Genomic DNA, 14,645 nt, shown 5'->3' with positions numbered 1-14,645 from the left:
ATATGTTTAAAATCAATCCCGCCTTCTAGTACCATTGTAAAATGCAAAGTTGAACAGAAAGAAAACAGGAGCTCATTAGTTTCTTAATTTTGAAGGCATTCTGCCGAAAGAGTTAAGGTTGCGTTAAGAAAGCGGTGATAAAGGGGACAGAACGGTGTGATACAATGGGCACAAAAGTAGGATGAAAATATAAATCTCACAGTGAATGGGAGATGGGGGATATGAATTTGCAAGAGGCACGCATTCTCATCGTTGAGGATGAACTCGCGCTGAGCAAGATGGTTCAAGCAGTGCTGCAAAAGGAAGGTATGGAATACATAACTTGTGTCTCGACGGGAGAAGAGGCAATCCGTTGTATCGATAATTCACAAATGGATTTAATTATATTGGATGTGATGCTGCCGGGGAAGAGCGGTTTTGATATCGCTCCCTTTATTCGCCAGAAATGTGATGCCCCAATTATTTTTGTGACAGCGAGAACGACGGATTTAGATAAGCTAACTGGCTTTGCACTGGGTGGAGATGATTACGTCACGAAGCCGTTCAATCCATTGGAATTGGCTGCGCGAGCCAAAGCATTGTTGAAGCGTTATATGACGAATAAGGGGAAGTCAGAGCCTTCAACTGCTACTGCTTTCCCGGAGGTGGAGCGGTTATATCGCTATGGTGATTTCCAGCTTGATGCGGCTGCAGGAGAGCTTCGTGTTCGGGGGAAAGTTACGGAGTGTCCAGCAATGGTATTCCAATTGCTGTTGTTCTTTTGCGAACACCCGAATCGGATTTTCTCGAAATCTGAACTGTATGAGCGAGTATGGGGGTACAATTCGCTCAGCGATGATAACACGGTCATGGTTCACATTCACCGAATACGGGAGCGAATTGAGGATCAACCGAGCAATCCGCGTCTGCTGGTCACGGTTCGAGGACTAGGATACAAGCTTGTCCCACCTGAGAAGGAAGAGGCCGATCAATCAGAGCCAATATACGCGCAGGGAGATAACAGATGAAGACGGGAAAGCGGTTGGCGTGGCATTATGGTGGTCAATGGATATTGATTGGGGCAATTTTGCTATTCTTCGTATTGATTGCCTTCGGCTGGATGGTCGATCGGATGAATGAGCTTGAACTTAATCGCAATTTTATGGGTAATGGATGGGGGTTCGTATCCAATTCAATCTCGATTGATGATCAAGGTAGCGTTACATGGGATGAAGAATTGCTGAATCGTGTCAATACAAGCGGAGGATGGCTGCAAATTGTGAATGAGAAGGGGGCCGTAATCAAGTCATATCATGTACCGCCGGATGTTCCGAATCATTATGCGACTGGAGAGATTACTGCCTACTCGGAGAAGAATGTTCCTTTTCCTTATCATTTAGGCGTCTATGTAACAACTATTAATAACCATATGATCACCGTATTATTTGGTGTCGATTCCTCCAAAGACATATTGCTTGAACGATGGCTGGCTGCGAGAACGAAGGGGACGGAAGACGCTTTTGCAGAAGCTGATAAGATGCTGCGTGATGCGAATGCCTGGATCCAACATATTGATTCGGATGGTAGAGAACTGCAATCATGGCGCAAGCCGGGAGAGTGGATCACGCAGTATGCCGCATATGATATCGCCCTTCGTAGTGCGTATCCTGAACGATACGGCTGGAGTCTATCCTACCGCTATGAACCTCAGACGAAGGAAACATGGCTGTTGTACCGACCTCACATTTCAACAGAGTCATCAATCCATGTGGCAGGATTTGCAGTAAGCAACAACATCCAGTTAATCTGGATAGCCGTATCAGCTGTCATTGTCCTAATGATCCTTGTTTTTATTGGAATGGCATGGTGGCAGAGCGCCCGTCTTGCGAGACCGCTCCAGCATATTATGAATTGGACGGGGCAGATTCAGATTGGGAATTATAAGGAGCCAGTAAACGCGTGTGGAATCCCTCGTTCGCAGAAGTCCAATGGCAAATGGAAACGGAACTATCGGATTTACGGGGATGTGATTCATGCGTTAGAACGCATGGCCCAGCGTTTGCAGGAAGCGGATGAAGCGCGGAAGGGGAATGAAAGACTGAGGGAAGAATGGCTCGCGGGCATCTCGCATGATATGAAAACACCGCTTGCATCCATTATAGGATATGCGCATCTCTTAAATGCCCCTCAATATAGATGGTCAGAGCAAGAAATCGCCGAATTCGCAAATATGATGAAGCAGAAGGCGGAGGTAATGGATGAACTCATTCAAGAGCTGAATTTAACCTATCGACTTCAAAGCGGGAGTCTCCCCTTGCAGTTGGAAATCGTGGATTTGCGGGATTGGCTCCGAGAAGAATTGAGACATTTGCAGCCGCTGCCCGAAAATGCGATCGAACGTATCGTCTGTTCGATGCCAGAAGAGGAGGTTCTGTTCTCACTAGACCCGCGTTATTTCCGCAGAATGATCGATAATGTATGTGCGAATGTCTTCTTGCATAATCCGCCGGAGACGAAGCTGCATGTACAGGTAACCCCTAAGGAGCAAGAACTAGAGGTAATGTTCAGTGATGATGGGAATGGGATGGACGAGCAGACTTTATCAAACCTTTTCAATCGTTATTATCGAGGGACTTCTACGGATGAATCTGTACGTGGTTCGGGATTGGGAATGGCGATTGCCAAGCAATTGGCAGAATTGCATGGGGGTACGGTGATAGCCAGAAGTAAGTTTGGCGAGGGAACATCTATCATTTTCACCTTCCCAGCTTCGGTAGACTCATAGAGTCTACTGTCATGGTGTTTATGTTGCTTTTTTTACATTTATTAATTGTTCTATTTCATAGATTGTCCTCATAGATTCTAGTAAACGTACTCTCTTAGATGAATCATCCTTAGTTAAGCTGAGAGGGAATACGGATGAAGGAGGACAGCACATGTTTCGGACATTTAATGTTGGAAAATGGAAGCGGAAATGGCTGCAGGCGATCGTTATGGGACGGACGTTTGCATTGTTGTCTATCGGAACGGCTATGTTTTTTATCGTATTAGGCCTAGGGGGGATGGCGGAGAATAAGCTGAATTCCTCTCCCTTGTCTTCCATGAAGGGTGTTGCAGCACAGCTCTCGACGCGATTCTTTGTAGACATGATGGCTTTGGAGATGCCGAGTCTTCCACAAGGGGAGGGGGAGGCTACACTCACACGCAATCAAGTGGCTCAGTTCCTTGTAAGACTTGCAACGAACGTGAATCCGCTTGACCCAAAAACGCTGCTAGCTGGTGAAGTGCCAGGGATGAATAGAGATGCCGCAATTCCACTTCGTCTAAGTATTGGCAATCAGACCGGCATCGAACCGCAGGATTATCCAACGTCCTTAGACAAAGGTGGGAATGCACAGGGTGAGCATGGCGGAGAGCCTCCACAAGATGTGACGCATGGTGAAGTTATAGACGAGAACAATAATGGGACAGAAGAACCGCCTAAGTCCACAGATCCACCAACAAAACCCGGAACAAATAAAGGGGACTCTCCCACGCAAACAGAAGGAGACTCGAAATTACGCAAGGTTGTGTTCATCTATCATTCCCATAACCGTGAATCCTTCAATCCCTTGTTAAAAAAAGAAAGCAGCAATCCGAATGATTCCAAGAAGAATATTACGCTTGTTGGCAAGCGTTTGCAGGAGCAGCTGGAGAAGAAGGGCATTGGAGCTTCCCACTCCAACAAAGACTATTCTTCAAGTGTAGAGGGTTACAACTGGAACATGTCCTATAAGTATTCGAAGCAGACGGTGAAGCAGGCAATGAGTGCGAATCAGGAACTGCAATTTTTCTTCGACATTCATCGGGATTCGAACAGACGCAAGGAATCGACTGTTACCATAAACGGGAAGGATTATGCGAGAGTTTACTTTATAATCGGACACCTGAATCCAAATTGGAAGAAGAATGAGCAGTTTGCAAATGAGATTCATGCACGTCTCGAGAAGAACTACCCAGGGATTTCCCGGGGAATATTCGGCAAGACTGCATTACAAGGCAATGGAGAGTATAATCAATCGCTTTCACCAAATAGTGTCGTTATCGAAGTTGGCGGCGTGGATAACACGATGGAGGAATTATACCGTACTGCTGACATATTAGCAGATTATATTGCAGACATTGTCCAGAAGAAAAAGGATGCCAAACCAGTCAATAAGCCAATTCCAAATCCAACGAACGGGAAAGATGTCGGCAAAACAGTGATGGGCAAAACGCAGTCGAAATCTGTGGGAACGAAGGGATAACCCAAGGGGGGCGCTTGCATGACACGGTTTATGAAACAACTGATCGGCATCGTGGTATTGCTAACGCTTGGCGTATTTATCGGCATGGAAATCACTACTTCGGGGATTGAGCGCATATATGGCCCGATCAATCCATCCCGCATGACAAGCGCCCCAGAGTCGACTGAGCGATATTCCGGGGCTGATTCGAATCGAGATAATCTAACAACAGATAACCGTCGAATGAACGAAGACGCTGCCGCTCAAGATAACTCGCGTTTGACAGTTAACGAGTCCACTCTTATAGAAGAGTATCGTAATACATTAGCAGATACCGAGCGTAATACGGCGAATAGTCATGAAAAAGAAATCAACAATACGAATGTAGTGCCTCTTCCTCCAGTAAAAGATGCTACTGTGAATCAATTGGCGGACAAGACGGCAGGTATGCTGCAGCGTGCATCGCAAGCTGGTATTCAAGCGGTTGTTGGCTTGTTCAATGGACTATTCTAAGCGACATGTATGTGCTTCAAGAGTTACCAGGATGAGAGGATTGCATGCCCCCATTGCTGTTAGAGGGTCATTCCGGTATAATAAATAAATTGAATCTTGGCATAGTGGTGGGGGTATTGAAATCGAATGACGGAATTGCTGTCACGACAAAAGAAAATTCGGAATTTTTGCATCATAGCACATATTGACCATGGTAAATCAACACTCGCCGACCGGATATTAGAATATACGGGGGCGTTAACGTCCCGTGAAATGCAAGCTCAAGTACTCGATCAAATGGATCTGGAGCGTGAGCGTGGGATTACCATTAAATTGCAGGCCGTGCGTTTGAACTACACAGCAGATGACGGTGAAGAGTACATCTTGAACCTGATTGATACACCGGGACACGTCGACTTCACATACGAAGTATCTCGCAGCTTGGCTGCCTGTGAGGGTGCACTGCTTGTTGTAGATGCGGCCCAAGGGATTGAAGCTCAGACGCTGGCGAACGTATATTTGGCGCTTGATAATGATCTGGAGATTATTCCGGTCATTAATAAGATCGACCTTCCAAGTGCGGAGCCTGATCGTGTAAAGCAGGAGATCGAAGAAGTTATCGGTCTGGATTGCTCCGATGCTGTTCATGCTTCTGCCAAAGCAGGTATTGGAATTAAGGAAATTCTGGAGCAAGTGGTGCAGAAGGTGCCTGCTCCAACAGGGGATCCAGAAGAACCGCTTAAGGCGCTTATCTTCGACTCCCATTATGACCCGTATAAAGGCGTAATCGTGTACGTTCGCGTTATCGACGGTGCAATTCGCGCGGGCAGCAAAATTAAAATGATGGCAACGGAAAAGACATTTGAAGTTATCGAGGTTGGTGCGTTCAAGCCGCGCATGTCAATTGTCGATGAACTTAATGTTGGCGATGTTGGCTTTGTTGTAGCCGGTATTAAAAATGTAGGGGATACTCGTGTCGGTGATACGATCACGGATGCGAAGAAGCCGACTCTGGAGCCGCTTCCAGGTTACCGCCGTATCAATCCAATGGTATTCTGCGGCTTGTATCCGATCGAAACATCGGATTATAACGATCTGCGGGATGCGTTGGAGAAGCTGCAATTAAACGATGCGTCTCTTACATTCGAACCGGAAACTTCCTCAGCGCTTGGCTTTGGTTTCCGCTGCGGCTTCCTTGGTCTTCTGCATATGGAGATTATCCAGGAGAGAATTGAGCGTGAATTCAATATTCCGCTTATTACGACTGCACCGAGTGTTATTTATCGGGTTACGTTGACGAATGGCGATTCCATTGACATCGACAACCCTTCTAATTATCCAGAGCAGGGCAAGATCGATTTTGTTGAAGAGCCTTATGTCAAAGCATCTATTATCGTCCCTAACGATTTCGTCGGAGCGATTATGGAACTGTGCCAAGGCAAACGCGGTGATTTCGTGGATATGCAGTATCTGGATACGACTCGCGTAACGATTACGTATCAAATTCCATTGTCGGAGATCGTATATGACTTCTTCGATCAATTGAAATCAAGCACAAAAGGATATGCATCCTTCGACTATGAATTGTCCGGTTACCGCAGGTCTAATCTTGTGAAGATGGATATCATGCTTAACAACGAGCAAGTCGATGCGCTGTCTGTTATCGTGCACAAGGATCGTGCCTACCATCGCGGTAAACTCATTTGTGAGAAACTGCGTGGGCTGATTCCGCGTCAAATGTTCGAGGTACCAGTGCAGGCGTCTATCGGAACGAAGATCATTGCGCGTGAAACGGTTAAAGCAATGCGTAAAAACGTACTCGCGAAATGTTACGGCGGCGATATTTCCCGTAAGCGGAAGCTTCTTGAGAAGCAGAAGGAAGGGAAGAAGCGCATGAAGCAGGTCGGCAGCGTTGAGGTGCCGCAGGAAGCGTTCATGGCCGTATTGAAAATCGACGATAACTAATTCGGAGGAGGGGGCGGAACGCCTCCTCTTTTTTAAAAAGATCATTATTATAGGTAGGCTGGTGTTATACAGCCATGAAAGGAGGGTCTCGCCATGCCGGCGAATCAACCTTCACCAGAGCAAGCATCAATACCGGCACGTGCTCCACGCGCGGTATATATTCATATTCCATTTTGTACGAACAAATGCCATTACTGTGACTTTAACTCCTACGTACTGAAAGGACAGCCTGTTATGGATTATTTGCGGGCGATGGAGCAGGAGATGGCACATACAGTGGAGCAGTATCCTCCAGGCGTCATTGACACGATATTTGTAGGCGGCGGTACCCCAACGGTCTTGACGCCAGATCAAATGTCTTACTTCTTGGAGTCCGTTCGTAAGGCATTTCCGAACTGGAGTCCCTCGATTGAGTTCAGTATGGAATCGAACCCGGGTACGACGGATTTAGACAAGCTGCGGGCGATGCGAGACGGAGGAGTGAACCGGATCAGCTTTGGAGTCCAGTCGTTTAATAACGACCTTCTTCATGGCATTGGCCGCATTCATAATACGGATGATGTGTATCGCAGTATTGAGAACGCACATAAGGCGGGCTTCAGCAATATGTCCATCGACTTGATGTTTGGCTTGCCGAATCAGACGGTCGAAATGCTCGATCATAGTGTGACGAAGGCATTGGAGCTGAATTTGCCTCATTTGTCGATATACAGCCTGAAGGTAGAAGAGAACACCTTGTTCCATGCCATGTACCATCGCAATGAGCTTCCGCTGCCTAGCGAAGAGGATGAGCTGGATATGTATATGCTCATTATGGATCGGATGAAGGCAGCTGGATATGAGCAATATGAGATCAGTAATTTTGCGAAGCCTGGCTATGAGAGCCGTCATAACACCGTCTACTGGCGCAATGAGGATTACTATGGTATTGGTGCAGGTGCGCACGGTTATGTGAATCGGGGACGCCATCTGAACATTAAAGGCGTTAATCCCTATGTGGAGGCCTGCAAGCAGAGCTTGCCGAGACTCGATTCGTTCACCATTGAAGAGAGTGAAGCGATGGAGGACTTCATGATGGTTGGTCTTCGTTTGCTGGAGGGTGTGAGCAGCACACGCTTCGCGTCGCAGTTCAATGGGGCGCTGCTGGATAAAGTATTCTCTGATCCGATTCGTAGACTGTTGAAACAGGGGTTAATCGAAGCTACAGATGACGGTTACCGTTTGACGGAGCAAGGACTGCTGTTTGGCAATAATGTGTTCGGAGAGTTTGTAGGTACACTCACTGCGAAGGAATAACAGTGCGACGATAAGGATGGCTGGTCTCTAAACGGGCAACGGCATCACAATTGGTTATGTACTGTTGTAGTAGGTACAGTAATAGATACAATAATAGATAAAACGAGCTTGAGAACATGGATTTGTTTCTCTTGCTCGTTTTTTTTATTTGTTGTAAAAAGAGAAGGAATGATTTCGATACGGTGCCTGCCTGTAATAGTAGCCATGTCTGTAGGTCTGTAGAGGTATCATCAGAATCTGCTCAGGCCTCTCTTTGTTTACGTATTTTACATAATGAGTAATGGACATGATGTTGCTTGAAGGAGTCGCTAATACGACGTTTACCCATAAGGAGAAGCAGGTAAAAATAGTCTTGATAATATATGCAGTTGGATGTATATTAATACGTACATATTTTGGAGTCGATCAGAGATGTACATTCATAGATAGAGATTGGGTTGGAGGGACTATACTTATGGTAGCAACGATTCGCAAGGCAGATGAGAACGATATTGAATCACTGGCAGAGCTTATTCAATTTTATGCACAGCAAGGAATTATGCTTCCTCGTTCCAGAGAGGTGCTGGCGAAGCAGATTGAACATTTTGTCGTTGCCGAATGGGAAGGGGAGCTTATTGGCTGCGGCTCGCTCTGCCAGCTTGGAGCTGACTTGGTTGAAATTCGCTCATTGGGCATATCGCCTGATTTTAAAGGGAGAGGCATCGGAACAATGCTAGTGGATGAATTGCTTATAGAAGCAAAGGCGCGAGCTATCCCCAAAGTTATGGCCTTAACCTATGAATCGAAGTTTTTTCAGAAAAATGGCTTTGATATTGTAGAAAAAGAGATCTTCCCAGAGAAGGTATGGACGGATTGCATTCATTGCAGCAAGCTCCATTGCTGTGATGAGATCGCAGTGATGAAGGTGTTGGACTGACTTGGTGAAGATCCAGAAGATTGCACTTGGTGCCCTATATCAGGTACAAAAGGAGCTGCTGACTATTCGGCGGCTTTTTTAATGATTTTGAATAAAGAATTCTATAAATCATAACCCAAAAAAGGTTACAGCTGAACTTGAGTGCTGATTCTGCGGAGATTTGGACTAGCATTTATGAAAAAGCCATAGATATAGTAAATTAGTAATCCTGACCTTATTAAGTCAGGATTACTAAAAGAATCTACCAAGGATGAATTCCACCCTGACCGCCTGACAAAACTACCACAGTAGATGTAATAAATACGAGAGTGCAAAGAAAAGACTGGGAATAGAGCTTCTTAAAAAACTTCATACTTACTCCTCCGTTTTCTTATAGTATGTACTCAACTTTTCGAACGTATCCTGCGTAGGGATGTCATAATCCAAGTGGATACGCATTACAGTATTAAGACAATCTTTCTCCTTGAATGTATCATCGACTTTAGCATAATACAAGGCTGCTTGAATCAAGGAGTTAATAGATTTTGCATAATCACCAATAGACAGGTAATACTGTCCGCGAAGATGAAGATGATCTGCATACTTTTGATAAACAAAAGGATTATCCTCACTTATGGGGCTAATCTCATTATTGTTAATAAGTACCTCAGCCATTTTGTGATTGTTTTGTTTTATGTGTATTTGCAGCAGTTGATTAATAGCTAGAATTGCTGCATCACTTTTACAGGTTTCTAGGAACGAAGTGAGCATGAATTGTGCTTTCTCAAATTCTCCTCTATGTGAAGCGAACATCGCGTCCATTAGGATGATGTTATCTTGAACATACGGGTAGTTAAATTGTTTGTATTGAAGAGCGTAAAATTCCGATTCTTCGTATTCCTCTAATGCAAAGTAAGCATCTCTAAGGATACCTAGTGCATTTACCTTATGTTCGATGATGTTCTCAGTCAAAATTTCCTTACAGTGCTCGATGCTTTCTGAATATAGTCTAATGTTATATGCATGAACCCCTAATTTGTAATAGAGCTCAATACGCTCTGATAGCGATAGGAAATCCGAATAGAGAAGTATATATTTCCCATCGTGATAGGTTTCCTTCAGTTTGCTGAAGTCATTTCTTTCAATAAGGTAGCGCTGATACATTCCTTTAGCAATGTAAGGCATGATTCCATGTGAACGTGAATATCCAATGATGAGGTTATATAATGTCAACTGAATAGTAGAATCTTCGATAGAGTTGATGATGGTGTACAGTTTGTTAGTTAAATCATAACTATCTTCGTTGGCAGATTCGAGATACTTGGATGCCACTTTACAAACCGTTTCTTTGCTGCTCTGGTGTTGTATCGTGAATTGGAGAATGTGCAGCAACGAATCTGGCCTCTTTTCAATCTCTACATAATAATCTATCAATGTATCTAAAGAGATGTTCAATGCAGCAGCCAAAGGTTGAACGGTTGAAAACTCAGGTCTCTTTACTTCGTCATTCTCGATTTTGGATACTGTACCTTTTTGAATACCTGATCGTTCAGATAGTTCAGTCTGTGTCATACCAGTGGCTCGTCTAGTTTGTTTAAACAACTCACCTAATGACATAACGAGAGTTGTACTCAAATAGATACCTCCCTTCTCACTACAAAACTATCACCTATATTTTACCATATAGGAAAGGTCATGTGAATTGGTATGATTAGATTTAAGTTAGAGTCAGTCTGTGAGAGATAGAGTGGTCTGACAACAAACATAATATGCATTCGATCAATAATACTGCTGAATACGGCTCTACATATAAAATAGGCACGCCCAAAGTACCGAACTGACTTGATTGTCATTGTAAGTAAAGATAATCATTGTTTAGAATCCGCATAATAACAAGGGTTATCGCCATTTTTAGTTGTGTACTTGAATAGTACCCACACAAAAATCATATTAAAAAAATTGAGCGACTATATCTCAAGGGCATTTTCGACTAATGGGAGGTTGGCTCAATGTTATTAAAATTTGCAATAAAGGATTACCTTGAAGAGAAGGAATATAACAATTTATCTGAACGAACAATTCATACTTATGCTTTTACACTTAATGAATTCCAATGTTATTGTGGGGAACAACAGATTGTAAGTGTTGAGGACGTTACTACCAGCACTATTAAATCTTATTTGCTTTATTGTCAGAAGGAGAGAAAAAATAACGCTACAACAAGGAACGGTAAATTTAGAAGAATAAAAATATTCTTTAACCATCTTGAGAAAGAAGAGATTATAAGTTCAAAGCAAAATCCGGTTCGTAAATTGTCGTATATAAAAGAAGATATTAAAATCGAGGCGTTTACAGATCATCATATCAAACAGATGCTTAATTATTTGAGACGGGCTAAGCAACGTAGACATACATTTCATTATTACAGAGATTATATGATTGTCGTATTTCTTTTAGGGACAGGGGTCAGGCTAGGAGAATTGGTTAACTTGCAGTGGATAGATATCAATTTTGCATCTCAAGCAGTGACCGTTTTTGGGAAAAAGAGAGAGCAATCTTCCATTCCGATTACTGACAAATTGATCAAAGAGTTGGCTGAGTATAAAGTCTTTTGCGAACAACACTTTGGAAAATTAAGTGAGTATGTGTTCGTTTCAGAGAACAAAAATAATCAAATGACAGTAGAAGGCGTAAAATCAATGTTTCAGAGATTGAAAGCTGCGATGAACTTTTCAAATGTAAGGTTATCCGCTCATACCTTTAGACATACATTTGCACATCGCATGTTGATGAATGGCTGTGATGTGTTTAGTCTCCAAAAGATGCTTAGACATTCAAATCTGAGCATGACTCAGAAGTACTTAAGTATTTGGGGAACAGCGTTGAAAGAAGTTAATGCTAAATTCAACCCTTTAAACGACATCGATTTATAAGGTGCCTACAGACTCTTTTACAACTGGGTAATGGAAATGGTTGGGTAGTGAAATTAAAGGGTCTGTAACCCAATTCTGAGCGTCTAAGAACGATTGATATTATGGGTCATACTTCTATTATTTCTGGAGACAAATAAATAATCCTGATTCTTGATATTCGGACTGCCAGGAATCAGGATTATTTATTAAATTTAATAATTATCCTGTAGAAACTTAATAATATTTAAATGATAGTCTGTATACAGTGAAAGAAATCCGCTTGATCTAGAGTTGATACAGTTTTGAGTTATTTCATCAATTTCTTTTTGAGTAATATCAATAATATGTTCCTTAAATAAAGTCATTTTATCTGAAAATGACTTGGGTACACTTTTCTTATATATGCAATGCCCTAAGAACTTTCGTACATATAGAATGTCTTCATTATTAATGGATGTGTCATTTGATAAATTGAAATATGTATCAAAAATTGACATTGATAAGTCTATATTTCTTAGTTTGTCATGCTCAAGATATATGTAGCCCAGCTCAGCATAAGCACTGACATTTCCGGATTTAGCTGCCTTGTTATAGCTGTTTATTGCGATATTCAAATTTTTTCTACAACCTAGACCGTTCAATCTCATTTTCCCTATGTATTGTAACGCTATTGGGTTATTATGAAAGGCTAATTTATTGAAGGTGTTATATGCCTCGGTATAGTCTTGAAGTTCACCAGACTCTCCATAATACAAGTTCTTAGCATATGTTAGTAAGTCTTCATCTAGTGAAGAAGTTTTTGCTTTCTTGTCACTACCTTGTTTGTTTGGCAAACTAGAGTTACCATCTTCTAAATTTATTAATGCATCAATTGCCTCGTGTACAGGAATTTTAAAGAACTCTCTATTATTGGAGAGCCTGTAATTAGATAATAATGAATGTATTTGGTTTTCAGCTACTAGGCAATTTTCAAAGAACTTACGATATATCAAGATAAATGGCGTAGGTACACCTGTAGCACCAGATAGCTCAGATAGTCTTTCATCAAGTGTTCTTGTGGTAAGTCCAATTTTAACTAAATCAGGCATAGATAGATTCATTAATATGTAAACGTATCCTGAAGACATTATATTCACCTCTTTTTAGTGCTACATTTATTAACATAATATCATATAACAATAAATTGATTATTAAATAAATAACTAACGCAGGTGAATATCGAAATGGATAAATCAGATAATTATCTTCAATTTATAACAAGTACATATATAGCGAAGATCGAAGATCTAATTATTGAGCACGAAAAATATACTATTGGAAGTCTAAGAGTTAACAAAGCAGAAAAGAAATCGTGGAGCAATAAGGCAGGGGGGTTATTATTTTTCACAAAATGACGTTATTAAATACGTAGGAAAAGTAAATTTGGATACAGGACTAAGAAAGAGAGTTTACGATCAAATTAGTGCATTCGGCGAGGTTGATGGATGGGACTCAGTAATAAAAGATAACCCAGTTAATATTTATCTTTCCATCTGATGACTGGCATTGGATCGAATCGCTAGGGTTACTGTTGATAGACAAATTGAGACCAAAATTCAATAAAAATTGCCTTGAAATAGCGTTATTATGGGGTGGATAAATGGAATATGGTAAGAACCATTCACATATTACAGGAGATTTTTCAGAGCATCTAATAATGTATTGGCTTTCTAAAAACGGTTACGAATGTGTTCTAGCTAGGTATTTAGGAATAGATATTATTGCAACAAAAGATGATATAAGAATGGGGATTTCTGTAAAATCCCGCAGTCGAAAAATGTCTCAATCTTCTTCAAAAATAACCATTAGTAAACCTGAAACACACATTCAACATGTTAAAAATAGTTGTGAGAGTTTTGGATGCAAAGAGTATTTTGCTTTTGTGTTAGATCAAGATAATAGTATAAAAGGATTTTTAATACCGTTAGAAAGTATCATCGAACAATTCGGAGTGTCAAAAGCATCGACTCAAGATTGGGATTTGAAGTATTTCTATAAAGATCCGCGTATAGATATATTCGAATTATCATGGGTATAAATTGGCGTTTTAAGAGGTACGGAGGTTGAGATGCTACACTTATCATTAAGTACGGTTAAATATATATTAAATAAATTCGAGACATACTTGGATTGTTATTCAATTAAAACACACTATATCGATCAGCTTCAAAAAGTAATACTAATTGAAGATAGCTTAGCACTATATGTGGGTATAATAAAAAGTCAATCACCTGTTTGTTCAAATGTTGAAGCAATGTTTGCATGGACTAGACAAACAGAATTTATGGATATGCCTGCTTCTGGAAATGATTATTATGAACTATATATTGAAGAAGTAACTTACAATTCACTGGGATTTAAATATAATCACAGCAAGTTTATTCGTGAAATGGAGTCAATCACAAGTATACAAAATCTAAGCCTTAATGTTAGTTATCTTAAATTTAAGGGACTGACTCGTTTATATTGGTGCCAAGAAAAAGAGACCTTGCTAGAGAAAGTTGATAGGCTTTTACCAGAAATGAAATTAAGAGATAGATATGAAAACTGGGATGGAGTTAATTACTATTTTATTGTTCTGGAAATGGAAGGTGTTTCTGGTAATCACGAATATGCAGTAGCTTACACTAATCAAAAGCCTCACAATTATGTTAATTCCAAAGGCCGTGAGTGGATAAAAAATGGAATTCAAGATGGTGTTAACATAAGAACTTATAGACGTAACTTCTATAGAGCTTTTGATTCATGGAAAGGGAAAAGTAAACAATATCGATTAGAAAATCATCTTAAGTATTTTTATTT

At 41.4% G+C, this 14,645-nt stretch carries 12 protein-coding genes; 10 read left to right on the top strand and 2 right to left on the bottom strand.

Translation table 11 applies throughout. The features are described 5' to 3' along the window. The first annotated feature begins 227 nt into the window (after window positions 1-227). The 7 genes from AZ66_RS19515 (at window position 228) to AZ66_RS19485 (ending at window position 8,913) form a co-directional block, all read left to right on the top strand. Window positions 228-1,007 (top strand): response regulator transcription factor, encoded by a 780-nt coding sequence (locus AZ66_RS19515; RefSeq protein WP_044356357.1) that lies wholly within the window; start codon window positions 228-230, stop codon window positions 1,005-1,007. Next, window positions 1,004-2,764 carry a sensor histidine kinase gene (locus AZ66_RS19510; protein ID WP_044356355.1) on the top strand — a complete coding sequence of 587 codons (1,761 nt, stop codon included), beginning with the start codon at window positions 1,004-1,006 and terminating at the stop codon, window positions 2,762-2,764. The genes AZ66_RS19515 and AZ66_RS19510 overlap by 4 nt, the downstream gene beginning before the upstream one ends. A gap of 151 nt (window positions 2,765-2,915) precedes the next feature. Beyond that, window positions 2,916-4,265 carry a stage II sporulation protein P gene (locus AZ66_RS19505; protein WP_044356354.1) on the top strand — a complete coding sequence of 450 codons (1,350 nt, stop codon included), beginning with the start codon at window positions 2,916-2,918 and terminating at the stop codon, window positions 4,263-4,265. A gap of 18 nt (window positions 4,266-4,283) precedes the next feature. Beyond that, window positions 4,284-4,757 (top strand): hypothetical protein, encoded by a 474-nt coding sequence (locus tag AZ66_RS19500; RefSeq protein WP_044356352.1) that lies wholly within the window; start codon window positions 4,284-4,286, stop codon window positions 4,755-4,757. A gap of 126 nt (window positions 4,758-4,883) precedes the next feature. Beyond that, window positions 4,884-6,701, top strand: coding sequence for a translation elongation factor 4 (gene lepA / locus AZ66_RS19495; protein ID WP_044356351.1), 1,818 nt, complete (start codon window positions 4,884-4,886; stop codon window positions 6,699-6,701). A gap of 93 nt (window positions 6,702-6,794) precedes the next feature. After that, window positions 6,795-7,997: a radical SAM family heme chaperone HemW gene (hemW, locus tag AZ66_RS19490; RefSeq protein ID WP_044356350.1), complete on the top strand. Its 1,203-nt coding sequence runs from the start codon at window positions 6,795-6,797 to the stop codon at window positions 7,995-7,997. Window positions 7,998-8,451: 454 nt separating this feature from the next. Next, window positions 8,452-8,913: an N-acetyltransferase gene (locus tag AZ66_RS19485; RefSeq protein ID WP_044356348.1), complete on the top strand. Its 462-nt coding sequence runs from the start codon at window positions 8,452-8,454 to the stop codon at window positions 8,911-8,913. A 354-nt stretch (window positions 8,914-9,267) separates the two neighbouring features. Here AZ66_RS19485 and AZ66_RS19480 read toward each other — a convergent pair whose 3' ends face one another. After that, entirely contained in the window at window positions 9,268-10,527 is a 1,260-nt protein-coding gene (locus tag AZ66_RS19480) for a helix-turn-helix domain-containing protein (RefSeq protein WP_021256829.1), read from the bottom strand. A gap of 374 nt (window positions 10,528-10,901) precedes the next feature. On the opposite strand from AZ66_RS19480, the gene AZ66_RS19475 reads away from it, so the two are divergent. Then, the gene (locus AZ66_RS19475) at window positions 10,902-11,825 is read left to right on the top strand and encodes a tyrosine-type recombinase/integrase (RefSeq protein WP_044356347.1); all 924 of its coding nucleotides are present in this window, start codon (window positions 10,902-10,904) and stop codon (window positions 11,823-11,825) included. Window positions 11,826-12,016: 191 nt separating this feature from the next. Here AZ66_RS19475 and AZ66_RS30040 read toward each other — a convergent pair whose 3' ends face one another. Then, the gene (locus tag AZ66_RS30040; protein ID WP_052648677.1) at window positions 12,017-12,931 is read right to left on the bottom strand and encodes a GIY-YIG nuclease family protein; all 915 of its coding nucleotides are present in this window, start codon (window positions 12,929-12,931) and stop codon (window positions 12,017-12,019) included. A gap of 512 nt (window positions 12,932-13,443) precedes the next feature. On the opposite strand from AZ66_RS30040, the gene AZ66_RS19465 reads away from it, so the two are divergent. Both AZ66_RS19465 and AZ66_RS19460 read left to right on the top strand, forming a co-directional pair. Then, entirely contained in the window at window positions 13,444-13,881 is a 438-nt protein-coding gene (locus AZ66_RS19465) for a hypothetical protein (RefSeq protein ID WP_044356345.1), read from the top strand. A gap of 30 nt (window positions 13,882-13,911) precedes the next feature. After that, on the top strand, window positions 13,912-14,645 hold a 734-nt coding region (locus AZ66_RS19460), incomplete at its 3' end, for a hypothetical protein (RefSeq protein ID WP_044356343.1).

Source organism: Paenibacillus sp. E194 (assembly GCF_000935845.1).
Lineage (GTDB): Bacteria > Bacillota > Bacilli > Paenibacillales > Paenibacillaceae > Paenibacillus_B > Paenibacillus_B alvei_B.
Note: the sequence above shows the minus strand (reverse complement) of the source record. Positions and strands in the feature narration are given on the sequence as shown.

Coding starts and splice junctions, on each gene's coding strand:
- AZ66_RS19500 (WP_044356352.1), top strand. CDS start 4,284: ATGACACGGTTTATGAAACAACTGATCGGCATCGTGGTATTGCTAACG.
- AZ66_RS19475 (WP_044356347.1), top strand. CDS start 10,902: ATGTTATTAAAATTTGCAATAAAGGATTACCTTGAAGAGAAGGAATAT.
- AZ66_RS19510 (WP_044356355.1), top strand. CDS start 1,004: ATGAAGACGGGAAAGCGGTTGGCGTGGCATTATGGTGGTCAATGGATA.
- AZ66_RS30040 (WP_052648677.1), bottom strand. CDS start 12,931: ATGTCTTCAGGATACGTTTACATATTAATGAATCTATCTATGCCTGAT.
- lepA (WP_044356351.1), top strand. CDS start 4,884: ATGACGGAATTGCTGTCACGACAAAAGAAAATTCGGAATTTTTGCATC.
- AZ66_RS19465 (WP_044356345.1), top strand. CDS start 13,444: ATGGAATATGGTAAGAACCATTCACATATTACAGGAGATTTTTCAGAG.
- hemW (WP_044356350.1), top strand. CDS start 6,795: ATGCCGGCGAATCAACCTTCACCAGAGCAAGCATCAATACCGGCACGT.
- AZ66_RS19485 (WP_044356348.1), top strand. CDS start 8,452: ATGGTAGCAACGATTCGCAAGGCAGATGAGAACGATATTGAATCACTG.
- AZ66_RS19505 (WP_044356354.1), top strand. CDS start 2,916: ATGTTTCGGACATTTAATGTTGGAAAATGGAAGCGGAAATGGCTGCAG.